The sequence below is a fragment of the Bradyrhizobium sp. Kon37 genome (assembly GCF_055807535.1).
On sequence record NZ_JBVVOY010000006.1, the window covers coordinates 125,069 to 146,487 of the forward strand.

A 21,419-nucleotide genomic window follows, 5' to 3' on the forward strand; every position below is an offset into this window, starting at 1 on the left:
AGCTTCCCATTGGGCGATGTCTCCTCCTGCTTCAACCTCAGGTATGAGACCATCGTGGCGAAATACGGACGGCTCTTATGCGTTGGCGGAGGCGTTCCGCGTCCGCGATCCGCTCAGGACTAGTTCGACTTCGCGCCTTCCTTGGCGTTCTCCGCGGTCGGCGCTTCGGCTGGTGCGGGACGTTTTCCGGTGCCGGTGATGCGCTCGATGGCGGAGCGCACCGCGTCGCCCGGCTTGCGGTCCTTCAGCATGTCGAGCAGGGGCGCAGAGGCCGGCGAGCGGCGGATCAGGCTTTCCGGATCGGGAAAGACGAGGGGGTCGTCCCAGGGGCCCTGCACCACGAAGGGCAATTCGAACCCCGACGCGCTGTTGAGGCTGGCCACGCCCTTCATGTCGTATTCGCGCGTCGGCACCGAGGCGGTACCGGTCATCGTGATCTTTGCCGCAGGTCCTTCGACGCGGATGTCCTCGGCGGTGGCGATGCCATCGGAGAACTTCACCGCGATGGTGAGATTGTCGTAAGGGGTGGAGCCGTTGCGGAAATTGCCGCCGCCGGACAGCGGCCGCCGCTCGAGCCGCTTCAGGAGCTGCTCGGCATTGAAGCCCGCGATCGCGCCGTCATGCCCGGTCACGGTGGCGCTGCCGTCGAGCGACTGCACGAGGCCGAACGGGCTCGAGCCGGACGCCAGCAGCGAGACGTTGATGTTGCCGCGCCCGGACAGCTTGTTGATACCGAACAGCTCGGAGGCGCAGGCCTGAAGGTCGACGTCGGTGAACTGGAACTGCGCCTTGATGTCGGCGACGGTGTCGGAGCGCGCGATGCCGAACGAGCCCTTGGCGATGCCGCCATAGACCTGGGCCTCGCCGACCGAGAGCGCCAGCGTGCCGTTGCGCAGATTCGCGCCGATCGCGGTGCGGCCGAGTTTCGACGCCCCAACCGTCAGTTTGGCGGCCGACAGGCGCATGTCGAGGTCGGTGGTCGAGAGGGCGTTGAGGTCGAACAGCTGCCTGTTCCAGTCGCGCGCGCCGCTCGCGAGCAGGCGGAAGGTCGAGATATAGGGTGTGAAGTCGAGCGCGTCGGCTGCGAGCGTCGCCTGCAGCGTCTGCCGGCCGTTATTGGCGTAGGTCATCACGCCCTCGGCGGTGTTGCCGTCGAGCTCGACATTGACGTTGGTGAGCGCGATCGAGGCGCCGACGACATTGGCGCGCGCCTTCAGCGCGAAGCGGCCGAAGCCGCCGCTGGCGGGCTGCGGCTGGCCGGTCCAGCGCAGCGCGTTGCGCAAGGACGGGCTGTCGATGGTGAGCGTGCCCTCCATCATCGGGCTGGTGCGGTTGGCGACGCTGCCGTCGAAGGCGAGCTTGAGCGGTGCGCTCGCGATCCGCGCCTTCAACCCCGAGCGCTCGCCGGAGAGCGCGGCGACGAAATCGGAAAAGCTGATCGAGCCGTCGACCCGTTCGCCGCGCCAGTCGAACTGTCCGGTCGCGGCGAAGGAGCGCGAGATCGAGGGCCAGGCCAGCGACAGGTCGATGTCCTCGAATTTTTCGGTGCCGTGCGTGGCGGCGTCCTCGTAATCGAGCACGCCGTCCTGGATCCGGATCTCGGAGAACGACACTTGATTCTCGGCGCCGGGCTTCATGGTGCGCGCGATGGTCTGGATGAACGGCGTCCAGTTGCTCTCGCCGTCCGGCTTCAGGCTGACATGGATGCGCGGCCGCAGCAGCGTCAGGTCCGCGATCTCGAACCGTTGCAGCAGCAGCGGCAGCAGCCGCAGGTTCGCGGTGAGCACGTCGACATGGAGCGCGGGATCGCTGGTGCCGCCGCCCTTCAGGCCGACGTCATGGAAGGAGATGTAGCTTGCCGGCAGAACCGAAATGTCGATCGCACCTGCGACATTGACCTCGAGTCCGGTGACGTCGCGGATCTGCGTTTCCACCGCCTTGCGCAGCGCGTCGCGGTTGATGAGCCATGAGGTCGCGATCAGGGCGATCAGCGCCACGCCGAGCAGCGCCGCGATCGGCGTCCCGAGGCGCTTCATTCCTTGGGCCATGGTCAATGGCATGTCCTGATCGGGTTGGTCGCTGGAGCCAGAAGGCGGGCCGGGAAACCTGCGCGCCCCCACGCCCAAGACCTATTGTGTTAAGTGCCGCAACTTGATGGGTTTTCTTGTCGCTTTCAAGGCCACGGGAACGGTTGCGCCCACGGCTTGGGCAGCTTCTATCACCCAGGGGCGGAGCGGAGAACCCCGTATCATTGACGGCTTCGGACGATTTCGCCTAATAATCGCCGCCACTAAGGCGCGACGCCTGCAAGCCGAAGGTTCACTCGAGGGTAATTTGCATGAACAAGGTCTATCCCGACGCCAAGTCGGCTCTCGAGGGCGTTCTGAAAGACGGCATGATGATCATGTCGGGCGGCTTCGGCCTCTGCGGCATCGCCGAGACGCTGTCGGACGCGATCCGCGACTCCGGCGTCAAGGACCTGACGGTGGTCTCGAACAATGCCGGCGTCGACGGCATTGGCCTCAGCCGCCTGCTCGAAACCCGCCAGATCAAGAAGATGATCTCGTCCTATGTCGGCGAGAACAAGCTGTTTGCCCAGCAATTCCTCGCCGGCGAGCTGGAACTCGAATTCAATCCGCAGGGCACGCTGGCCGAGCGCATTCGCGCGGGCGGCGCCGGCATTCCGGCCTTCTACACCAAGACCGGCGTCGGCACGCTGATCGCCGAAGGCAAGGAAGTGAAGGAATTCGACGGACAGAAATACCTGATGGAGCGCGGCCTGTTCGCCGACCTCGCCATCGTCCACGCCTGGAAGGGCGACACCGCCGGCAACCTCATCTACCGCAAGACCGCGCGCAATTTTAACCCGATGATGGCGACCGCCGCCAAGGTCACGGTGGCCGAGGTCGAGCATCTGGTTCCGGCCGGCGAACTTGATCCCGACCACATCCACACGCCCGGTCTTTTCGTCAAGCGCATCGTCGAGGTCGGGACGGCCAAGAAGCGCATCGAATTCCGCAACACCCGCCCGCGCACCGCCGCTTAAGCGTATCAGGAGATACACATGGCCTGGACCCGTGAACAGATGGCTGCGCGCGCCGCGAAGGAACTGCGTGACGGCTATTACGTCAATCTCGGCATCGGCATCCCGACGCTGGTCTCGAACTACATCCCTGACGGCATGGACGTCAGCCTTCAGAGCGAGAACGGCATGCTTGGCATGGGCCCGTTCCCCTATGAGGGTGAAGAGGACGCCGATCTCATCAACGCCGGCAAGCAGACCGTCAGCGAGCTGCCGTCGACCTCGTATTTCTCGAGCGCGGATTCCTTCGGTATGATCCGTGGCGGCCACATGGATCTGTCGATCCTCGGCGCCATGCAGGTGGCCCAGAACGGCGATCTCGCCAACTGGATGATCCCCGGCAAGATGGTCAAGGGCATGGGCGGCGCGATGGATCTCGTCGCCGGCGTCAAGCGCGTCGTCGTGGTGATGGAGCATTCGGCCAAGGACGGTCCAAAGCTCCTGAAGCAGTGTAATCTGCCGCTGACCGGCGAGGGCGTGGTCGACATGGTCGTGACCGACCTGGCCGTCTTCACCATCGACAAGCACGGTAACGGCGGCATGGCGCTGATCGAGCTCGCCGACGGCGTCTCGCTCGACGAGGTCAAGGCCAAGACCGACGCCGAATTCCGCGTCGCGCTGAAGAACACGTAAGGTTTTCGCGAAGGGGGCGCGCATGACGATACGGTCTGCGCGTCCCGAAGACGCTGATTTCATCGCACAAACCATCCTGTTATCGCAGCGCGGCTACCGGCCGCGCGGCTGGTTCGACGTTGCGCTCGGTTGGCCTGAAACACAGTGCCGCGAATTCATCGCGCGCGTCGCAGCCGCCCGTGCGGTGTCGATGTGGCACGTCTCGCAATTTGTGGTCGCCGAGATCGATGGCAAGCCTGCTGCCGCCTTGTGTGCGCTACCGGCGGCCGGCACGGGACCCGCGGCTTGGCGTGCGATCGAGGAAGTCGCAGCCGCGTCCGGACTCGCCGCTGCAGAGCTGGAAGCCATTCGTCAACGTGGCGGCTACACGCGCGCCTGCTGGATTCAGGGCGGTGACGGCGATTGGATGATCGAGTATGTCGCGACTGATCCCGCCTATCGTGGTCGCGGCCTGGTGCAGTCGCTGATTGCGCATGCGCTGGAGAAGGGGCGGGCGGCTGGATTTGCCCGGGCGACGATATCGTTCCTGATCGGCAACGAGCCCGCCGAGCGCGCTTATGCCAAGGCCGGCTTTGTCCTTGCCGAGGAGAAGCGCGATCCTGCCTTCGAGGCGATCATCGGTGCGCCGGGCTTTCGCATGTTCGCGCGGGCGATCTGAGCACGCCGCGCGAGCGGTGACGGTTGAGCGCCGGGCGCGCGCCGCAATCTCGTCATTGCGAGGAGCTCTTGCGACGAATCAATCCAGACTGTCTCCGCAGAAAGATTCTGGATTGCTTCGCTGCGCTCGCAATGACGGAATATGAGGCGCCGGCGTCGATCTTCCCTCGCATGTAAATCCGCTACGACCTCGCTGCCCACGTCTTGCTCCATCGCGCCGACACGCTTGCGACCCACGACGTTTCCTCTCGCACCAGGCGGAAGCCGAGATTGGCAGGCGGTACGCCTTGCGCGCAGCCGCCGGCGCGGGCGTCGCGGATGAAATCGGTAACATTGGCGCGGTGGGCACCTTCGGCGACGCGCACGCCGCAGTTCACGGTCGGTTTGCCGGCATTGCCGGCCGCGTCGACCCGCGAGCGCACGAAGCAGGTCGAGGTCCACTCCCAGACATTACCGGCGAGATCTTCGATGCCGTGCTCGTTCGAACCGAACTTGCCAAAGGGATAGGCGGTCGTGTCGAAGAGGTCGCGCTCTGATTCACGCTCGTAGCGACCGATCCAGCGCTTCGATGGATCTGCTGCGTCCACCGGAAGACCGTCATCCCTGAATCTGGAGCCGGCCGCAAAGGCCCATTCCGCGTCGCTCGGCAGGCGGTAGCTGTGACCGGTCTTCCGCGAGAGCCAACCCGCATAAGCCTCGGCATCGTGCCAGCTCACCTGCACCGCGGGTCGATCGGAGGCGACTGCCACGCCGCGATCAAGCGCGCGGCATGCTCCCTCCTGCACGCAGATCTGATAGTCGGATGACGAGACCTGATGCCGCATGATGTGCAGCGGCTTCTCGAACCGCATTGCGCGCAGCGGCGCTTCCGCCTGCTGCCCGCCACGGGCGAAATCGCCGGCCTCGCGATAGGACAGGCTGCCTGGCGCGACCCTGACGATGGCGGGCTCCGTCGCGGTGCCGTGGGTCCGGATGTCCGATACCAGCGGCGCCACTGCGATCGGCCCCGCAAGCCCGGCGGCGCAGGCGAGCAGCAGCTTCAGCTTGAATGCGATCAGCATGGTCATCCCCCAAGGAAGAAGGGGCCGGTCATCACCGGCCCCTCGTCGCGTCTAGTTGGTGTTGGGGGCCGGGATATCGGCAGGGGCCTTCACCTGCGTCATCAGATCGTCGTTCCACTTGCCTTCGACCTTGAAGTGCGCGGTGGCGCCGAGGTCGGCGGCCTCGATCAGATTGTGCGTGACATAGGCGTAGATGCCGGGCTGCATGAACTTGTACAGCGCAGCGCCCGCCGAGCCGCCGCGGATGAACCAGGTCTCGAGCCCGGTCTCCGGCGCGTTGGAGAACTTGCCGGTCTCCCAGACATAGTCGCCATGGCCACCGATCAGATGCGGACGGCTGTCGCGATTGGCCTGCGAATGCACGATCAGCACGTTCTCGCCGACATTGGCGGTGAGCGCATTCTTGCCGGTGAGCGCGCCGACCTTGCCGTTGAACACGACATGGGAGGGGATCAGCTTCTTCATCACCTCTTCGGTGTCGGTGAAGGCTTCGCCCGGCGATTCATAGGATTTGAAATTGCCCTTGTCGTCGCGCGGCACGTACATGTCCTGCTCGCCGACATAATAGACCTTGTCGTATTTCAGTGCGTGGCCCTTGCCATCGTTGAGGCCGTCGCGCGGCAGCACCATCACGGCGCCGTTCATGCCGGAGACGACATGCCAGGGGATCATCGGGCCGCCCGGTGCGCAATGGTAGACGAACACGCCGGTCTTGGTCGCCTTCCAGCGCAAGACGACCTGCTCGCCTGGATTGACCAGCGTGAGCGCACCGCCGCCGAGCGCACCGGTCGCGGAATGGAAGTCGATGTTGTGCGGCATGGAATTGGTTGCGGGATTGACCAGCGTCGTTTCGACGTAGTCGCCCTCATGCACGACCATCATCGGACCCGGCATCGAGCCGTTGAAGGTCATCGCCTGGAAAGTGGTGCCCTTCTCGTCGATGACGACCTTCTTCTCCTCGATCGTGAGCGTGAACTCCACGATCTTGGGGCCCTGCTTGGTCGCTTGCTCATGCGCGTGCACGAAGGGAGGAGCGACCAGCTCGACCTTCTGGCGCGGCAGTTTGAGATCGTCGGCAGCCAAGGCGGGTGTCGCCAGCATCAAGGCGGTGGCGGCGGCGCTGATCAATGCGGCTCGGCGGGTGAACATCGGAAGCATCCTTCATCTGAAATGGTTTTGATGACGGAATGCAGTGTGCGCCGATCGCGGCAAGCGTGTTTGCGCTGCGACAAGCTTTTGCCGTATTCGCCTCCGGTAGAATCCTTAGGAGTTTGTCGAAGATCGCATCGGCGATACCAAAGACGCGATGGCGCCCGACGTCAGCCGCGTCGGCCGCAAATCGTTCGCATGTTCAATTGCGTTTATTGCGAATGGATTGTTGTCGACTAGAGCAACTGGATCGCAATCCAGACCGTGCCCCAAACCGCGAGCGACAGCGCGGCGAGAACGGCGGCCGTGATGACCATTACGCGTACCAGGTGGCTGGCGCCAACGGTGGGCGTCGTGGGGACGGGACGAAAATCGTCGAAGCGCGGGATATGGCCGCGAACGCCGGTGAGCCACAGAACGAGATCGAGCGCGAACGACGCCATAACCTGTCTCCAGTGGGCAATAATCAAATATCACCATGGCGCCGATCCCGTGCTCGGACTTTGAGCGAGCGCAAGGTAGCGCACCCGAAAACGGGTAATTTCCTGCCATCCGGGATGCGCCGCCCCGCTGCGCAGCATTGATTGACGAATGGGTAAGATATGAGGGCCGATCTTGCGGCGAGCTACGGCGAGGAACGACTGCCGCGCTACACGAGCTACCCGACCGCACCGCATTTCTCGCCGGCGATCGGCGAGGGCGCCTACGCCCAGTGGCTGGCGGAGCTCCCGGCGGCAGCCAGCGCGTCGCTTTATCTACACGTGCCGTTCTGCCGCGAGATGTGCTGGTATTGCGGCTGCCATACCCAGATCGTCCGTCGAGACGGTCTCATCACGGCCTATCTGCGTACGCTGCGCAGCGAGATCGCGCAGGTGTCCGAGACGATCGGCCGGCGCATCAAGGTCGAGCACATCCATTTCGGTGGCGGCACCCCGACGATCATGGCGCCGGAGGCTTTTGCCGAGTTGATGGCGGCGATGCGCCAATCATTCTTCGTGCTTCCGTCGGCCGAGATTGCGGTCGAGATCGATCCCCGCACGCTGACGGCCGACATGGTCGAGGCCATGCGGCTCTCCGGGGTCAATCGCGCGAGCCTGGGCGTGCAGAGCTTCGACCCCGTCGTGCAGCGCGCGATCAACCGTGTGCAGAGTTTTGAGCAGACGGCTTCCGTCGTCGACATGCTCCAGCGCGCCGGCATCAACGGGATCAATTTCGATCTGATCTACGGACTGCCGCACCAGACCGTTGCTTCGTGCCTGGATACGGTGCGACGTTCGCTCGAGCTTGGGCCCGACCGCTTCTCGGTGTTCGGCTACGCGCATGTGCCTGCTTTCAAGAAGCACCAGCGCATGATCAACGAGGCCGTGCTGCCCGACGGCCTGGCGCGCCACGACCAGGCCTGCGCGATCGCCAATGCGCTGAAAGAGGCCGGTTATGTGCAGATCGGGCTCGATCATTTCGCGCGGCCGGACGATTCCATGGCTGTGGCCTTCGAGCAACGCACGCTGCGGCGCAATTTTCAGGGCTACACCACCGACAAGGGCGAAGTCCTGCTCGGCTTCGGCGCGAGCGCGATCGGACATTTGCCGCAGGGCTATGTCCAAAACGAGGTGCAGATCGGCGCCTATGCGCAGAGCATCGCCGCGGGCCATTTGGCCACCGCGAAAGGCTATGGGCTCACCGACGACGACCGGCTCCGCGCCGACATCATCGAACGCATCATGTGCGAGTTCAGCGCCGATCTCGGCGACATCTGCGCGCGTCATGGCGCGGAGGCCGGGGCAATGCTGAAATCGGCATCGCGTCTGAAGCCGCTGATTTCCGACGGCGTCGTGAGACTGGACGGCGACCGCATCGCAGTCGCAAAGGACTCGCGCTTTCTCGTGCGCAGCGTCGCAGCCGCATTCGACGCGCATCTGGATCCGGCGAAGCAGTTGCACAGCCGGGCGGTGTGAGATCACCTTACCATCATGCCGGAATGACGGGCCAGCTTGCGCTTCGACAAAGAGACTCTCGCCCGCTCCGCTATCGTGGTTTCGGAACGGAGTTGTTGTCCATGCCTTTTGGATCCGACGATCTGGTCGATGACATCATGCGCACGGCGCCGCACACGATCCGGGTGTTTCTCGCCTTCAGGATGGCTTGCGTGGGCTGTCCGATCGCAACCTTCCACACGGTCGATGACGCCTGCCGCGAGCATGGCATCGATCGCGACAAATTCCTCGCCGCGCTGTGCGACCGCGTGCCGGCGTGAACCGGTTTGGAATTCGCGTGGGCCGCGCGCGGATTTCCGGGTGAGGGGCGCTTGCGCCGTAAGCGGAAGCACCCTTCACCCCTGGCTTCACGCCGCGCCGCTGTCGGGGCTCCGCTCCGCCAGCACGACGATCCCATGCGGATCGCGCAGGATGATGCGCTGACGGCCGCTCTCGACCAGCCCCTGCTGTTCCCAGCCGCTCAGGATGCGGCTCACGGTGTGCAGAGTGGTGCCGGTCATCTGCGCGATGTCCTGGCGGCTGATCGGGAAATCGATCTCGATGCCGTGGTCGAGCTTCTTGCCGGATTGTTTGGCGAGGCGCAGCAGCGCATGCGCGACGCGCTGCTCGACCTGCTGCGTCGACATTTCCAGGATCCGGGTGTGGCTCTCCTGCAGCCGCGTGCCGACAGTCTGGAGCGTGTTGGCGGCAAGCGAGGGAAATCGCTCGACCAGTCGCGGCCATGCCGAAGTCGGCCAGATCAGTGCGACGCTGTCGTCGACCGCGATTGCCGTGGCCGGATAGCGCGCGGCCCCGATCGCCATCGCGAGACCGAACGTTTCGCCTGGCGCGACATATCGCACCACGATTTGCTCGCCGGTCGGTGTGGTCTTGGCCGCGCGAACATGGCCGTGCAGCAGCAGGAAGAACGATTGCGCGTCCGCGCCCTGCTCGAAAATGGCGCTGTTCTTGGGATAGCGCACTGAGCGGGCCTCGCGCAGGATCTCCTCGAGGTCCTCCGGTTTGACACCCCCAAACAGCGGCAAATGCGCAACCAGCGATGTGTCGACCTTGGCCATTCTGCCTCCTTGGCGCTGGAAGTGTGATGACACCTGCAATCGTCAGGGTGTTTGCGATAGCTCAAAAACGAGCCAGCCGGACGGCAGTATTTTTCCAGGCGACGATTTGAATCGACTGGAGTTGACCCATGGCTGGCGCCCGATCCCGCAACTTTGAGGGCTGGCCGCTGTTTGCGAACAGCTTTCGGCCGTTTTTCCTGCTTGCCGCCATCCAGGCAGGGCTTTCGATCCTGGCATGGCTGCCGATGTTCTACGGCGAATTGTCGGTGACGTCGGCTTTTGCGCCGCGCGACTGGCACGTCCATGAGATGCTCTACGGCTTCCTGCCGGCGGTGATTACGGGATTCCTGTTCACGGCGATCCCGAACTGGACCGGGCGGCTGCCGATCCAGGGGACGTCTCTGGGCGCGCTGCTGGCGGTCTGGATCGCTGGCCGGGTCGCGGTGACGCTGTCTGCCGACATCGGCTGGCTGTTTGCGCTTGCCGTCGATGCCGCCTTCCTGACATTGGTCGTCGCCGCTGCAACGCGCGAGATCATCGCCGGAGGCAACTGGCGCAACCTTCCTGTGGTGGTGCTGGTGCTCGTGCTGCTCGCCGGCAATGTCGCCTTCCACCTCGAAGCGCATTATGCGGGTGCGGCCGATGTCGGCATCCGCGTCGGCATCGGCGTGGTCGTTGTGATGATCTCGCTGATCGGCGGCCGCATCATCCCAAGCTTCACCCGCAACTGGTTGGTCAAGTTCAACCCTGGCCGCCTCCCGGTGCCATTCGGTCGCTTCGACGGTCTGGTGATCGGCTGCAGCGCGCTGGCGCTTGTCTCATGGATCGTCGCGCCGTTGAGTACGGTCACCGGGGCGGCGATGGCGCTCGTCGGCGGGCTCCATTTGGTGCGGCTTGCGCGCTGGGCCGGTGACCGCACCTTCCGCGAGCGGCTGCTCCTGATTCTCCATGTCGGCTATGTCTTCGTGCCGCTTGGCTTCCTTCTGCATGCTTTTGCCGTCTTCGGCGCGTTGCCGCCGAGCGCAGGCATCCACGCCTGGATGGCCGGCGCGGCCGGAACCATGACGCTCGCGGTGATGACCCGTGCGAGTCTCGGCCATACCGGACAGGCGCTGACGGCTTCGCCGGCGACCCAAGCCATCTATGCCGCGATCATCGTCGCGGCACTGGCGCGGGTCGCGGCGGTGGTTTGGCCGGCGCACGGCGATGCATTGCTGCACCTTGCCGCCTGCGGCTGGATCGTTGCGTTCCTCGGTTTTGCCATCGCGTTCGGTCCGCTGCTCGCCGGCAGCTGTCGCCGCGCCCTCGCCATCATGGGCATGCCCGTCGCGGCACGCTGAATTCAAGCCGCGGTCGATGATTCTAATGGCCGGACGCCTTTGCGCCATGCGGTGATGGTGCAGCCGAAATGGCCGCGGAACCAGCGGGCCATGGCGCTCTGTGCGGAGAAGCCGAGCTGCACGGCGATGTCGGCCAGCGGCCGGCCGGGGTCGTCGATCAGCTGGACCACGAGATCGGCGCGCTGCGCGTCGTGAATGGCCGAGAAGCTGGTGCCGGCTTCGGCGAGATGCCGGTGGATGGTGCGGCGGGTGCAGGCGAGGTGCTCGGCGACGCGCTCGACCGTGCAGTCGCCGCCGGCGAGCAGGAGACGCACGACCTCGTCGACCTTCTCCTCCCAGCTTGCCGGCCGCGTCTCGATCGCCTCGATCCGCTTGCGCAGATAGCTCGCAATCAGCGGATGCGCGCTCGGGATCCGGCGCTCCATGTCGTGTGCCGACAACAGGATGGAATCGTCCTCCGCATTGAAGGTCACACGGCAGCCGTAGAACTCGCGGTAGCGCTTGCGGTCGTGCGGCGGTGGGTAATGCAGGTGCACTTCCTGCGGCCGCCAATCGCTGCCGAACAGCGACTGGATGATGCGATGGACGCTGCCGAGCGCCATGTCGATCGACTGGCGCGGCGCGGTCGGCTGTCGGCCGCGCAGGTGCAGCGTGACGGTGACGGTCTGCTTGTCGCGGGTGACGTCCAGCCTCATGCCGTCGTGATGGATCGGGATGAAGCGCGAGAAGGCTTCGATGGCTTCACCAACGGTCGCCTGTTCGCGCACGATCAGGCCGACTGCGCCGAAATTGGTCAGCCCGCCGCGCTCGGCAAGCCGCAAGCCGAAATCTTCGGCTCCGGACGCCTCTGCCGACAATTCGAGCAGGCGGCGCAGGCCAGTGACGGCAATGGGCGTATCGGGCTTGTCGAGGCAGGCCAGCGGCAGCCTGACCTTGCGCATCATTTGTTTGGGGTCGAGCCCGACCGACCGGGCGACCTCCGGGTAATAGCTCAAGCCTGCGCTACGAATGAGGTCGGTCATGCGACCCGTTCCTGCCAGCCATCCCGCAGATGTCCCGAAATGTAAAGTTTATGTCCCGATCCGTCAAATCCGGGAACCGGGTGGAACATACATAAGTGAAACCGAAGCACGGGCGTGAATGCCGTGCATATGACGGCGCGGCGCGACGAGGCCCCGCTGCCGTCTCGGACCATTTGACCAAAGACATTGCTGGATCGGAATTATGCCGGGGAACATGCTTTCCAAGGGTGAGGTATTCGTCATCGACACCGATGCCGCCTCCCGCGAACAATTGTCCACCGCGCTCCAACAGAGCGCATACCACGTGATCTGCTTCGCCGACGGCGCGTCTCTGCTCTCGGAGGCCAAGGCGCGGATGCCGGCCTGCGTGCTGCTGGAGATGCCGCCCGATCGCTCCGGTCTCGACGTGCTCAAGCGCCTGCGCGAGGAAAACTGCATGGCGCCGGTGCTGGTGACCGCGACAAACGGCAGCATCGCCATGGCGGTCGATGCCATCAGGAGCGGCGCGGCCGACTTCATCGAGAAGCCGTTCCGCACCCGCGACATCGTCGACCGGATCGATGCCGCCATCGACGAGTTCGCACAGCCCGGCTCCAACCGGCAGCGCTGGTTGCTTGGCTGCGAACCCCTGACCGCGCGCGAAGGTGACGTGCTCGAGCATCTCGCCGCCGGCCTGACCAACAAGGAGATCGCCCGGCGCATGCATCTGAGCGCACGCACGGTCGAGGGCTATCGCGCCGGCATTCTGAGGAAGGCGGGCGCCAAGAACGTCACCGATCTGCTCCGCCGCATCTTCGGGCAGGGCTCGCTCGCGCAGGATTAACGGCTCCGTCGCGGGCTGACGACACGTTCCGCGGCCATGGTGCCGCAGCGGCGGCGCCCCACGGAAACCCCAATCGAACCAGTTCCTTCCCTGCCGCGTCCAACCATGTTGGCGAGGCATTGGATCGTACGCCCGGCTGGCGGCGGCGATGACTTGGAGGAGGGACTTGATGCGCATCACCGCAAGATGTTTGGCGACGACGAGCCTGGTTCTGGTGACCACGGCATTCCCGTCGTCGTCATGGGCCGCCGAATTGGACGCCACGTCGGCCATCGATACCGTCACCGTTTACCTCGATGGCGCGACCGTGACCCGTGTCATCGCGGTGGACCTGCCGTCTGGCGACTCGACGCTCATTGCCAAGGACTTCCCGCTTGGTCTCGATACCTCCTCGATCCGCGTGGAGGGTGAGGGGGGAGCGAAGCTCACCATCGGCACGATCGATGCCCGAACGCCGCGTGCGGCGCCGGTCAATCTGCCGGAGCTGGACAAGCGCATCGAGGCGCTGACCGACCAACGAGCCGACCTGCAAGGCGCGATCGACTCGGCCAATGCGCGGCGCAAATTCGCGGAACATTTTGCGGAAGCTTCCCCCGTAGGCATCGGCGACAAGGGCGAAGCGCGGCCGATTGCCGAATGGCGCACAGCCTTTGCCACCGTCGGCGAGGAAATTGCGAGCGCCGATACCGCCGTTCGCGACGCCACGCGCAAGATGCGCGAGATCGATCGGCAGATCGCCCAGCTCGAAGTCGAGCGCAAGGCCAAGCCGCCGAGCAAGCTCGAAGTCCGCATGGACATCGCCGCGCCGGCAGCAACCAAGGCGACGTTGAGGGTCACCTACAATGTGCGCAATGCGCGCTGGCTGCCGCTCTATGACGCCCGGCTCGACACCGGGGCGAAGGATCGCAAGCCGCAACTCGAGCTTGTCCGCCGTGCCGAGGTCACGCAATCGACCGGCGAGGACTGGTCGAACGTCGCGCTCGGCGTCTCCACGGTCCGCATCGGTCGTGGCGGCAGCGCGCCGGAGCTGAATTCGCTGGTTGCACAATATCCGCAAGTCCCGAAGCCGCGCGCGCTGGGTTCAGTTTCGGATTCAGCAATGCCTGCGGCGGCGCCAATGCAGCAACGAAAGATGGAAATGTCCGCGGCCAAGGCGGCCGACGATATCCGCGAGCGCGCCGAAGAACAGCAGGCGGTCGCCGAAATCGGCGACTTCCAGGCCACCTACAAAATTCCCGGCCGCGTCAGCCTTGGCGCCGCCGAGGGCGCCAAGAGCCTGCGCATCGCCTCGATGACCGCGCCCGCCGATCTCATGGTGCGCGCGGCGCCGGTGATGGACCCCACCGCCTTCCTCGAAGCCAGCTTCAAGCAGACCGACGACACCAGTCTGCTGCCGGGCAAGGTCGCAATCTATCGCGATGGAACCTTCGTCGGCCGCGGCAAGCTCTCGGCTTCGGCCAAGGACGATATCGTGCGGCTCGGCTTCGGCGCCGACGACAAGGTCCGGATCGAGCGCGCGGTGCTGAAGCGCAACGAAGGTTCGGCAGGCCTGCTGGTCACGACGTCGAAGACCGACGAGCGATCGTTCAAGACGACGATCCGCAACGGTCACGACTTCCCGATCAAGGTCGCGATCGAGGATCAGTTGCCGGTCAGCGAGAACGAGGACATCCTCGTCGAGATGCTGCCTGCGACCACGCCGCCGACCGCAAGCAACATTCGCGACCGGCGCGGCGTCCTGGAATGGTCGTTCGACGCTAAGCCCGGCGAGGTCAAGGACATCAACTTCGCCTGGCGCGTTCGCTGGCCGAAGGACAAGAGCATGGTGATCGTGCCGGCGGGTTAAACGTCCTGCAAAGGCGGCGCCGCGCGCATCGATTGCGGCAACACGTAAGGTACGCCGTCGTCGTCCCGATGGACGACGGCGTCGATCTCGAAGATGTCGCGGATGGTTTTGCGTGTGACGATTTCGGCGCGCGGGCCGTCGGCGGCGAGCCGGCCGCGGTTCAGCACGACCAGCCGGTCGGCAAATCGGATCGCGAGGTTGAGGTCGTGCAGGATCGCGATGACGGCGGTGCCAGCCGCCGCGCGGCGGCGCGCGGCTTCGACGAGGTCGATCTGATGACGCAGGTCGAGGCTCGAGGTCGGCTCGTCCAGCAGCAGAAGGCCCGGTCCGTGCTCGGCCTCGCCGCAGGCAAGCTGCACCAGCACGCGGGCGAAATGGGCGCGCTGCTGCTCGCCGCCTGACAGCGTCGGCAATTGCCGTTCACGAAATTGCGTAAGGCCAACCTCGTCCAGTGCGGCATCGACGAGCGGACCGGGATCGCGCAAGCTGCGGTCGCCCGCGCCCATCAGCACGATCTCCCCGACCGTGAAGGGGAAGGTGACGTTGATGTGCTGGGACAACATCGTGCGGCGCGCGGCGAGTTCGCGCGGCGTATAGCTGCGGAGATCGCGCTGCTTCAGTCGCACCTCGCCTTCGCTCGGGCGGAGGTCGCCGGAGAGCAGCCGCAGCAGGGTCGACTTGCCGGCGCCGTTCGGACCGATGATGGCGATCATCTCGCCGGCCCCCACGCTCAGGCCGACGCCATCGAGCAGCCTCGCGCGGCCGGCGCGCTTGCCTAAAGCACGTGCTTCGATCACGGCGCTCATAGCGAGGCGAGCCCCCGCTGCCGCAGCAGAATCCCCAGGAAAACCGGGGCGCCGACCGCGGCGGTCAAAATGCCGATCGGCATCTCCGCCGGCGCCACGATGGTGCGCGCCAGCGTGTCGGCGCCGACCATCAGGATCGCGCCGAGCAGCACCGAGGCCGGCAGCAGCAGGCGGTGTGCAGGGCCGATGACGAGGCGCAACAGATGCGGCACGACGATGCCGACAAAGCCGATGACGCCGCTGATCGACACCGCGACGCCCGTCATGGCGGAGACCATGACGATCGAGATTCGCTTCAGGCGCTCGACGTCGACGCCGCCGTGAAAGGCGTCGGCCTCGCCGAGCACCAACAGATCGAGACCGCGCGCGATGTAGGTGCAGGCCGCGAGCGCGACGACCAGGATGGGCGCGAGCACGGCCGCCTTGGTCCAGCTGGCGCCGCTCATCGAGCCCAGCAGCCAGAACGTGATGTCGCGGAGCTGGCGGTCGTCGGCGACGAACACCAGCAGGCCGATGCCGGCATTGGTGATCGCGGTGATGGCGACGCCGGCGAGCAGGAAGATCGCGATCGAGGTCCGCCCCGAGCGGCTGGAGATGCCGTAGAGGATCGCGGTCGTGACCAGCGATCCCGCGAAGGCAGCAAGCGGCAACAGCTCGGTCTGGAGGAAATGCAGCGTCTCGCCGAAGCGCGAATCGGTGAAGACGATGGCACTCGCGGCCGCGAGCGCGCCACCGCTGGAGACGCCGACCAGCGCGGGATCGGCAAGCGGATTGCGAAACAAGCCCTGCATGATCGCGCCGGCCGCAGCGAGCAGGCCGCCGACCATCGCGGTCGCCGCGATCCGGGGGATGCGGATCGACCACAGCACGAGCTGGTCACGGGCGGTCATGGCATCGGCGGCTGCGTTGCCGGCAAAGCCGAGCGCGGCAGGCAGCCGCGACAGGGGAATGCCGGCCGCGCCGACGGTCAGCGCAACGATCGCGATGATCGCGAGCGCTGCGAGGAGCAGAGGAAGCGCAATCGACGCGAACCCGCGTCCGCTGCCGGCGCGTTGCCCAGTGCTACGCGCCCCGGTTCCGACTGCGACACTCATTGCCGGCAGTTCGCCGCCGACAAGGCCGAGGTGAACGTTCCGCCCCGGTCGCCCAATGCCGGATAGAGCCGGACGGAGAGATCACGCGCCGCCGCCGCGGTGCGCGGCCCGAAGCCGAGCAGATAGAGCCCGTCCATCGTGATGAAACTCCTGGTGGCCGCGACCGGCGTCAACGCAAAGCCGGGATGGGCATAGATCGCGTCGGCCTGGAGTGAGTCCTTGCCGCGCTCGATCGACAGCACGACATCGGGTTTCGCCGCTACGATCGCCTCGTCGCCGATGATCTTGTAGCCGTCGTAATCGTCAACGGCGTTGGCGGCGCCCGCGAGCTGGATGATCTCGTCGGCCGCGGTCTTGTGACCGGCGACCATGGCGCGTCCGTTCTGGAGCGACATCACGAACATCACGCGAACCGGCTTCGTCACCTTGGCACGCAGTGCGCGGAGCTGCGCGAGATCGGCGCTGACCGCGGCGCTCAGGCATTCGGCGCGCGCGTCCACGCCCATGGCATGGCCGACCAGTCTTATTTTCTCGATCAGTCCGTCCTCGGTGAAGGTCTCCGGCACCAGCACCAGCGGCACCTTCGCCGTCTCCAGGAGCTCCATGGTTTCGCGCGGGCCCGATCCCTGGATCGCCAGGATCAGCGTGGGGTTGAGGCCGAGCACGCCCTCGGCTGAAATCTGGCGCATGTAGCCGACATTGGGTTTGTCGCGCAGCGCAGCTGCCGGATAAAGGCTCGTGGTGTCGACGCCGACCAGCCGGCTCTCGAGCCCGAGCGCATAGAGAATCTCGGTGATGGCCCCGCCGATCGAGACCGTTCGCGCGAAATCGGCGACAACGACATCGCGGTTGCGCGCGTCATGCACGACGATGCCGGCGGCGTGCGCGCTGGACGCGAGTGCGATCGCGCCGGAGAGCAGGAGATTCGTGAGGGTGCGACAAAATGCCATTGCAAATCACTTCGTCAGGATCAGCTTGTTTTGCGAGGTCAAACGCAGGCGATAATTGTCCTCGCCATGCGCGATGATGATCTCGCGCTCGGTCGCAAACAGCTCGCGGCTGTCGATCCGACTCTCTCGCATGGTGAGGGTTCTCGTTGTTGCGGAAGGGCTTTGTGTCGGCCCCGCCGCATCGCCGCCGCTGTCTCCGGACGTTGCTGACATGTTAGGTGTGATGCGCTTTCGAAATTTCAGATGCGTCTTGCTTGTATAAGCGGCGGGTAGCGCATTCCAACGGCGACGATTTACAATCGATATAAACTGCAACCTGATGTCATTGACCGTCGAAGTGTTGCCACGTAACCAATTATGGCAGCGGACAGCTTGTCCGCGTCTCGAGAACATCAGCCAGCCAGTCGTTCGCCCTGCGAACGCACGCCAGCCAAAAGACTCCAAAAAGTGAAGTGCAGGCTGGGGCTGATATGGCTGACGGGGCTAGGTATTCGCGCGCCCTTATTTTGGGCGCGTCGGTGGTTTCAATTGCGGCATTGGTGACGGAGAGCGGCCTTGCGCAGACGGCTCAGCCGCGAGCTGAGAGTGTGTCGCCGGAGCGGCCGAAGCAGGCCAAGCGCAAGCTGGCCAAGCCGCCGGTCGCGCAGCAGGCGGCGCCTGATGTCACGAACGCCCGCGCCCAGGCTGGCGGCGTTGCGTCCGTTCAAGCGCTCGACACCATCACGGCCGCGGCCTCAAAGACCGAGGAGCGTGCCGTCGATGCGCTTGCACCGGTCAGCGTCGTGACGTCGGCGCAGATCGAGGCGCGGCAGGCCAGTACTGTCGGCGATCTCATCTACAACGTGCCGGGCGTGTGGGTTCAGAATCGCGGCGACGAGCCGTCGACCTCGATCAACATCCGCGGCTTGCAGGATTTCGGCCGTGTCGCTGTCGTTGTCGACGGCGCGCGGCAGAACTATCAGCGGACCGGTCATTTCGCAAACGGCTCGTTCTTCCTCAATCCCGAGCTGATCGGCGGCATCGACATCGTCCGTGGCCCCACCGCCAATATCTACGGCTCCGGTGCGATCGGAGGTGTGGCGTCGTTCCGTACCAAGGACATCGAGGATGTCGTGCGCGCCGGAGAGCGATGGGGCGTGGACGTCAAGACCATTCTTGGCAGCAATTACGGGCGTGCGCTCGGCTCGGCCTTCGGCGGCGTCCGCGTCAACCCTGACGTCGACGTATTCGCAGGCGGCACCTACTCCACGCAGGAGAACTACAAGGATGGCACGGGTTTCGAGGTCGCCAATACCGGCAATCGCCTCACGAGCGGCATCGCCAAGCTGACGGTGCGGCCTGCGGACGGACACGAGGTCAAGCTCGGCACGATCTTCCAGGAAGACATCTACCGCGTCGGCCAGCCGCCACGTCGCGCCGGTGATCCCAACTCGACCAATGCGAGCGGCACCAACAATCTCGGTGGCACGTCGATCTACGCATCCAATGTCAAGAACTACACCACGACGCTCGGCTGGAAATATTCACAGCCGGACAATCCGTGGGTCGATTGGGACGCGAAGGTGTACTGGAATCGCACCGAGAACGATCAGGTCAAGACCGCGCATACGAGCATAACGCCGTCGGTCTATTGCGGCGGCGCGCCCGGAAATGCCGTGTCCGGCTGTATCGGCAGCAATCGCGGATATCTGCTCGACACGATTGGCGTCGACGTGCACAACACGTCGCGGTTCGAGACCGGAAGCTGGCGTCACGCGTTGACCTACGGACTGGATGCGTTCCAGGACAAGGTGTCGTCGCGCGACACCACCGGTACGTCGGAGGTCACGACGCCCGGCGGTCAGCGCACGGTCTCCGGCGGCTTCGTGCAGTGGAAGGCGAACTATACCTCGATGCTCGAGGTGATCGGCGCGCTCCGGTACGATAATTATCAGCTTTCCTCGGCTTCCTCGTCCTCCGGCGGCGATCGCTTGTCGCCGAAGATCACGGTTGCGCTTGTTCCCACCGCGATCGTGACGCCGTATGTCAGCTATGCCGAAGGCTATCGCGCTCCATCGATCACGGAGACGCTGGTCAGCGGGCCGCATTCGGGTGCCACGATCAACGACTCCTTCTTCCGCTGTCCGTCAGGCACGCCGGGACCGGGCGCGGATTCGACTTTCTGCTTCGTGCCCAATCCGAATCTGCGGCCCGAGGTCGGTAAGAACAAGGAGATCGGCTTCAACATCAAGAAGAATGACCTGTTCATTCCGGGTGATACGCTGCGCGGCAAGATCAACGTGTTCCGCAACGACATAACGGACTTCATCGATCAGGTCGCCTACGGAAATCCCCTGGTCGTTCCCACCGGTCCGCCGCCGGCACCGAGCCTCACCGTGCTGCCGTTCCTGCAATATCAGAACGTGGCGTCGGCGCGCATTCAGGGCGTGGAAGCCGAGGCGATGTACGACGCAAATCTCTGGTTCCTCGGTCTCTCCGGCACGTATCAAAATGGCAAGAACCTGCAGACGGGGTTTGGCCTGTACAGCATTCCACCGCAGAAGGTCACCACGACGGCTGGCGTGCGCCTGCTCGACCGAACCCTGATCCTCTCGGTGATGTGGACATCGGCCATCGCCAATTACGACATCCCGCGGAGCTACACTCCGGCGACGTCGTACGATCTCGTGAATCTCTATGCCCAATATCAGCCGACGTCGGACCTCACGCTCAATTTCTCGGTCGAGAATCTCTTCAATCGGTACTACCGGCCTTACGCCGTTCCGGTCGGCAGTACCGGCGATACGCAAAACGACGTGAAGTGGGCCAGCGCCGGGGCGGGGCTCGTGATCAAGGGAGGCCTCAAGTACCACTTCGGCGGTACCTAAAGAGACTGCCAGCGATCCCGATGGGATCCGCATCGGCCACCAAAGCCACGCCGATGTCTCCGGCGTGGTTTCGGTGCGTTCTGAAGACCCGGTCGGCGTTCGCCGATCTGCATGACTGACAGGAGAAGAATTGAATGTTCATCGCCATGAACCGTTTTCAAGTGAAGAAGGGCGCAGAGACCGCGTTCGAAACCGTTTGGGCTACCCGCGAATCCTATCTCGGCAGCATGCCGGGCTTCGTCGAGTTTCATCTCTTGAAGGGCCCCGAGGCCGAGGACCACACGCTCTATTCCTCGCACACCACCTGGGTCGACAAGGCGGCGTTCGAGGCCTGGACGCGCTCGGACCAGTTTCGTCGTGCCCATGCCCGCGCCGACAATCCAACCGGAGAGAGCCTCTATCTCGGCCATCCCAAATTCGAAGGTTTCGAGGTGATCCAGAGCGAGCGCAGGGCCGCGGCCGCCTGATGCAGCGCGAAGCACGAAAGGAGCTGGACATGCTGGGTACGGATCTCGCCGATCTCAAGGCGTATATGGCCGACAACCCCGGTGCGGTGATCGAGGACGTCGCGCGCGAACGCAAGGTCACGCCGCGCGCGGTGATCGAGGCGCTGCCGTCGTCGATGGTTCGGATGGGGGGCGGCGAGCATTTCGCCGCCGCCATGCAGGATATCGCCGCGTGGGGCGAAGTCACGCTGATCGTGCACACGGACGATGCTATCTTCGAGTTCACCGGCGCGATCCCAGCGGGCGAGATCGGCCGCGGCTATTTCAACCTGATGCAGCCGAAGGGCCTGCACGGCCATCTCCGGCACGAGCGCTGCGCGGCCGTGGCCTTCGTCGAGCGTCCCTTCATGAGCAAGACTTCGGCTTTCGTCGCTTTCGTCAACGCCGACGGCGGCATCATGTTCAAGGTCTTCGTCGGCCGCGACGAGACCCGGGCGCTGCGTGCGGATCAGCTCGTGCGGTTCCGCCAGCTCGCGGATCAGATCGCGGCATTGCCCGCGGCATAGCTTCCTTTTGTCTGTCGGGAGATCA

At 64.8% G+C, this 21,419-nt stretch carries 21 protein-coding genes; 11 read left to right on the forward strand and 10 right to left on the reverse strand.

The genetic code is table 11. The features are described from left to right. Nucleotides 1–119 precede the first annotated feature (119 nt). Nucleotides 120–2,048, reverse strand: a complete 1,929-nt coding sequence (locus tag AC0L3J_RS15495) for an AsmA family protein (RefSeq protein WP_473347652.1) — start codon at nt 2,046–2,048, stop codon at nt 120–122. Nucleotides 2,049–2,338: 290 nt separating this feature from the next. On the opposite strand from AC0L3J_RS15495, the gene AC0L3J_RS15500 reads away from it, so the two are divergent. From AC0L3J_RS15500 to AC0L3J_RS15510, 3 genes are read left to right on the forward strand one after another with little or no spacing between them, the layout of a single operon-like run. Then, nucleotides 2,339–3,046 carry a CoA transferase subunit A gene (locus AC0L3J_RS15500; RefSeq protein ID WP_007596238.1) on the forward strand — a complete coding sequence of 236 codons (708 nt, stop codon included), beginning with the start codon at nt 2,339–2,341 and terminating at the stop codon, nt 3,044–3,046. 18 nt (nt 3,047–3,064) lie between these two features. Continuing rightward, nucleotides 3,065–3,715, forward strand: a complete 651-nt coding sequence (locus AC0L3J_RS15505; protein ID WP_473347562.1) for a 3-oxoacid CoA-transferase subunit B — start codon at nt 3,065–3,067, stop codon at nt 3,713–3,715. A 22-nt stretch (nt 3,716–3,737) separates the two neighbouring features. Further along, the gene (locus tag AC0L3J_RS15510; RefSeq protein WP_473347563.1) at nt 3,738–4,373 is read left to right on the forward strand and encodes a GNAT family N-acetyltransferase; all 636 of its coding nucleotides are present in this window, start codon (nt 3,738–3,740) and stop codon (nt 4,371–4,373) included. Between the two features lie 181 nt (nt 4,374–4,554). Here the strand turns inward: AC0L3J_RS15510 and AC0L3J_RS15515 are convergent, their stop codons facing one another. From AC0L3J_RS15515 to AC0L3J_RS15525, 3 genes are all read right to left on the reverse strand, one after another. After that, nucleotides 4,555–5,433, reverse strand: coding sequence for an SUMF1/EgtB/PvdO family nonheme iron enzyme (locus AC0L3J_RS15515; RefSeq protein WP_473347564.1), 879 nt, complete (start codon nt 5,431–5,433; stop codon nt 4,555–4,557). A gap of 51 nt (nt 5,434–5,484) precedes the next feature. Further along, the gene (nirK, locus tag AC0L3J_RS15520; RefSeq protein WP_456768057.1) at nt 5,485–6,582 is read right to left on the reverse strand and encodes a copper-containing nitrite reductase; all 1,098 of its coding nucleotides are present in this window, start codon (nt 6,580–6,582) and stop codon (nt 5,485–5,487) included. A gap of 236 nt (nt 6,583–6,818) precedes the next feature. Continuing rightward, complete coding sequence (locus tag AC0L3J_RS15525; protein WP_027519965.1) at nt 6,819–7,025, reverse strand: hypothetical protein; 207 nt, start codon at nt 7,023–7,025, stop codon at nt 6,819–6,821. Between the two features lie 159 nt (nt 7,026–7,184). Here AC0L3J_RS15525 and hemN point away from each other — a divergent pair, with 159 nt between their 5' ends. Together hemN and AC0L3J_RS15535 are read left to right on the forward strand one after the other, a co-directional pair. After that, nucleotides 7,185–8,537: an oxygen-independent coproporphyrinogen III oxidase gene (gene hemN / locus AC0L3J_RS15530; RefSeq protein ID WP_473347565.1), complete on the forward strand. Its 1,353-nt coding sequence runs from the start codon at nt 7,185–7,187 to the stop codon at nt 8,535–8,537. Between the two features lie 101 nt (nt 8,538–8,638). After that, nucleotides 8,639–8,836: a DUF1858 domain-containing protein gene (locus AC0L3J_RS15535; RefSeq protein WP_007596228.1), complete on the forward strand. Its 198-nt coding sequence runs from the start codon at nt 8,639–8,641 to the stop codon at nt 8,834–8,836. A gap of 87 nt (nt 8,837–8,923) precedes the next feature. Here the strand turns inward: AC0L3J_RS15535 and AC0L3J_RS15540 are convergent, their stop codons facing one another. Next, the gene (locus AC0L3J_RS15540) at nt 8,924–9,634 is read right to left on the reverse strand and encodes a Crp/Fnr family transcriptional regulator (RefSeq protein WP_027570385.1); all 711 of its coding nucleotides are present in this window, start codon (nt 9,632–9,634) and stop codon (nt 8,924–8,926) included. Between the two features lie 128 nt (nt 9,635–9,762). Between AC0L3J_RS15540 and AC0L3J_RS15545 the strand changes: the two genes are divergently transcribed. Further along, entirely contained in the window at nt 9,763–10,974 is a 1,212-nt protein-coding gene (locus AC0L3J_RS15545) for an NnrS family protein (RefSeq protein WP_473347566.1), read from the forward strand. Nucleotides 10,975–10,976: 2 nt separating this feature from the next. Here AC0L3J_RS15545 and AC0L3J_RS15550 read toward each other — a convergent pair whose 3' ends face one another. Then, entirely contained in the window at nt 10,977–11,996 is a 1,020-nt protein-coding gene (locus AC0L3J_RS15550; protein ID WP_473347567.1) for an AraC family transcriptional regulator, read from the reverse strand. Between the two features lie 202 nt (nt 11,997–12,198). On the opposite strand from AC0L3J_RS15550, the gene AC0L3J_RS15555 reads away from it, so the two are divergent. Both AC0L3J_RS15555 and AC0L3J_RS15560 read left to right on the forward strand, forming a co-directional pair. Next, nucleotides 12,199–12,819 carry a response regulator transcription factor gene (locus tag AC0L3J_RS15555; protein ID WP_473347568.1) on the forward strand — a complete coding sequence of 207 codons (621 nt, stop codon included), beginning with the start codon at nt 12,199–12,201 and terminating at the stop codon, nt 12,817–12,819. 169 nt (nt 12,820–12,988) lie between these two features. Continuing rightward, entirely contained in the window at nt 12,989–14,665 is a 1,677-nt protein-coding gene (locus AC0L3J_RS15560) for a mucoidy inhibitor MuiA family protein (protein WP_473347569.1), read from the forward strand. Here the strand turns inward: AC0L3J_RS15560 and AC0L3J_RS15565 are convergent. Genes AC0L3J_RS15565 through AC0L3J_RS15580 form a run of 4 tightly spaced genes read right to left on the reverse strand, consistent with a single transcriptional unit; the run spans nt 14,662 to nt 17,728 of the window. Beyond that, complete coding sequence (locus AC0L3J_RS15565; protein WP_473347570.1) at nt 14,662–15,471, reverse strand: heme ABC transporter ATP-binding protein; 810 nt, start codon at nt 15,469–15,471, stop codon at nt 14,662–14,664. The two genes, AC0L3J_RS15560 and AC0L3J_RS15565, sit on opposite strands and share 4 nt — an antisense overlap. Beyond that, nucleotides 15,468–16,565 carry a FecCD family ABC transporter permease gene (locus tag AC0L3J_RS15570; protein WP_473347571.1) on the reverse strand — a complete coding sequence of 366 codons (1,098 nt, stop codon included), beginning with the start codon at nt 16,563–16,565 and terminating at the stop codon, nt 15,468–15,470. Before AC0L3J_RS15570 ends, AC0L3J_RS15565 begins: the two co-directional genes overlap by 4 nt. Continuing rightward, on the reverse strand, nt 16,562–17,515 hold the full coding sequence (locus AC0L3J_RS15575) for a heme/hemin ABC transporter substrate-binding protein (protein ID WP_473347572.1): 954 nt from the start codon (nt 17,513–17,515) through the stop codon (nt 16,562–16,564). Before AC0L3J_RS15575 ends, AC0L3J_RS15570 begins: the two co-directional genes overlap by 4 nt. Before the next feature lie 6 nt (nt 17,516–17,521). Beyond that, on the reverse strand, nt 17,522–17,728 hold the full coding sequence (locus tag AC0L3J_RS15580; RefSeq protein ID WP_473347653.1) for a hemin uptake protein HemP: 207 nt from the start codon (nt 17,726–17,728) through the stop codon (nt 17,522–17,524). 257 nt (nt 17,729–17,985) lie between these two features. Here AC0L3J_RS15580 and AC0L3J_RS15585 point away from each other — a divergent pair, with 257 nt between their 5' ends. The 3 genes from AC0L3J_RS15585 (at nt 17,986) to hutX (ending at nt 21,394) form a co-directional block, all read left to right on the forward strand. Next, the gene (locus tag AC0L3J_RS15585) at nt 17,986–20,382 is read left to right on the forward strand and encodes a TonB-dependent hemoglobin/transferrin/lactoferrin family receptor (RefSeq protein WP_473347573.1); all 2,397 of its coding nucleotides are present in this window, start codon (nt 17,986–17,988) and stop codon (nt 20,380–20,382) included. Between the two features lie 134 nt (nt 20,383–20,516). Further along, nucleotides 20,517–20,849: a heme-degrading protein HmuQ gene (gene hmuQ, locus AC0L3J_RS15590; RefSeq protein WP_456768069.1), complete on the forward strand. Its 333-nt coding sequence runs from the start codon at nt 20,517–20,519 to the stop codon at nt 20,847–20,849. A gap of 29 nt (nt 20,850–20,878) precedes the next feature. Then, the gene (hutX, locus tag AC0L3J_RS15595) at nt 20,879–21,394 is read left to right on the forward strand and encodes a heme utilization cystosolic carrier protein HutX (RefSeq protein ID WP_473347574.1); all 516 of its coding nucleotides are present in this window, start codon (nt 20,879–20,881) and stop codon (nt 21,392–21,394) included. Nucleotides 21,395–21,419 lie beyond the last annotated feature (25 nt).

Bases quoted from the DNA above. Each gene is read 5' to 3' on its own strand.
- AC0L3J_RS15555 (WP_473347568.1), top strand. From the start codon at position 12,199: ATGCCGGGGAACATGCTTTCCAAGGGTGAGGTATTCGTCATCGACACC.
- AC0L3J_RS15550 (WP_473347567.1), bottom strand. From the start codon at position 11,996: ATGACCGACCTCATTCGTAGCGCAGGCTTGAGCTATTACCCGGAGGTC.
- AC0L3J_RS15500 (WP_007596238.1), top strand. From the start codon at position 2,339: ATGAACAAGGTCTATCCCGACGCCAAGTCGGCTCTCGAGGGCGTTCTG.
- AC0L3J_RS15505 (WP_473347562.1), top strand. From the start codon at position 3,065: ATGGCCTGGACCCGTGAACAGATGGCTGCGCGCGCCGCGAAGGAACTG.
- AC0L3J_RS15540 (WP_027570385.1), bottom strand. From the start codon at position 9,634: ATGGCCAAGGTCGACACATCGCTGGTTGCGCATTTGCCGCTGTTTGGG.
- hmuQ (WP_456768069.1), top strand. From the start codon at position 20,517: ATGTTCATCGCCATGAACCGTTTTCAAGTGAAGAAGGGCGCAGAGACC.
- hutX (WP_473347574.1), top strand. From the start codon at position 20,879: ATGCTGGGTACGGATCTCGCCGATCTCAAGGCGTATATGGCCGACAAC.
- nirK (WP_456768057.1), bottom strand. From the start codon at position 6,582: ATGTTCACCCGCCGAGCCGCATTGATCAGCGCCGCCGCCACCGCCTTG.
- AC0L3J_RS15515 (WP_473347564.1), bottom strand. From the start codon at position 5,433: ATGCTGATCGCATTCAAGCTGAAGCTGCTGCTCGCCTGCGCCGCCGGG.
- AC0L3J_RS15565 (WP_473347570.1), bottom strand. From the start codon at position 15,471: ATGAGCGCCGTGATCGAAGCACGTGCTTTAGGCAAGCGCGCCGGCCGC.
- AC0L3J_RS15545 (WP_473347566.1), top strand. From the start codon at position 9,763: ATGGCTGGCGCCCGATCCCGCAACTTTGAGGGCTGGCCGCTGTTTGCG.
- AC0L3J_RS15575 (WP_473347572.1), bottom strand. From the start codon at position 17,515: ATGGCATTTTGTCGCACCCTCACGAATCTCCTGCTCTCCGGCGCGATC.
- AC0L3J_RS15525 (WP_027519965.1), bottom strand. From the start codon at position 7,025: ATGGCGTCGTTCGCGCTCGATCTCGTTCTGTGGCTCACCGGCGTTCGC.
- AC0L3J_RS15495 (WP_473347652.1), bottom strand. From the start codon at position 2,048: ATGGCCCAAGGAATGAAGCGCCTCGGGACGCCGATCGCGGCGCTGCTC.
- AC0L3J_RS15510 (WP_473347563.1), top strand. From the start codon at position 3,738: ATGACGATACGGTCTGCGCGTCCCGAAGACGCTGATTTCATCGCACAA.
- AC0L3J_RS15585 (WP_473347573.1), top strand. From the start codon at position 17,986: ATGGCTGACGGGGCTAGGTATTCGCGCGCCCTTATTTTGGGCGCGTCG.
- AC0L3J_RS15580 (WP_473347653.1), bottom strand. From the start codon at position 17,728: ATGTCAGCAACGTCCGGAGACAGCGGCGGCGATGCGGCGGGGCCGACA.
- AC0L3J_RS15570 (WP_473347571.1), bottom strand. From the start codon at position 16,565: ATGAGTGTCGCAGTCGGAACCGGGGCGCGTAGCACTGGGCAACGCGCC.
- AC0L3J_RS15535 (WP_007596228.1), top strand. From the start codon at position 8,639: ATGCCTTTTGGATCCGACGATCTGGTCGATGACATCATGCGCACGGCG.
- AC0L3J_RS15560 (WP_473347569.1), top strand. From the start codon at position 12,989: ATGCGCATCACCGCAAGATGTTTGGCGACGACGAGCCTGGTTCTGGTG.
- hemN (WP_473347565.1), top strand. From the start codon at position 7,185: ATGAGGGCCGATCTTGCGGCGAGCTACGGCGAGGAACGACTGCCGCGC.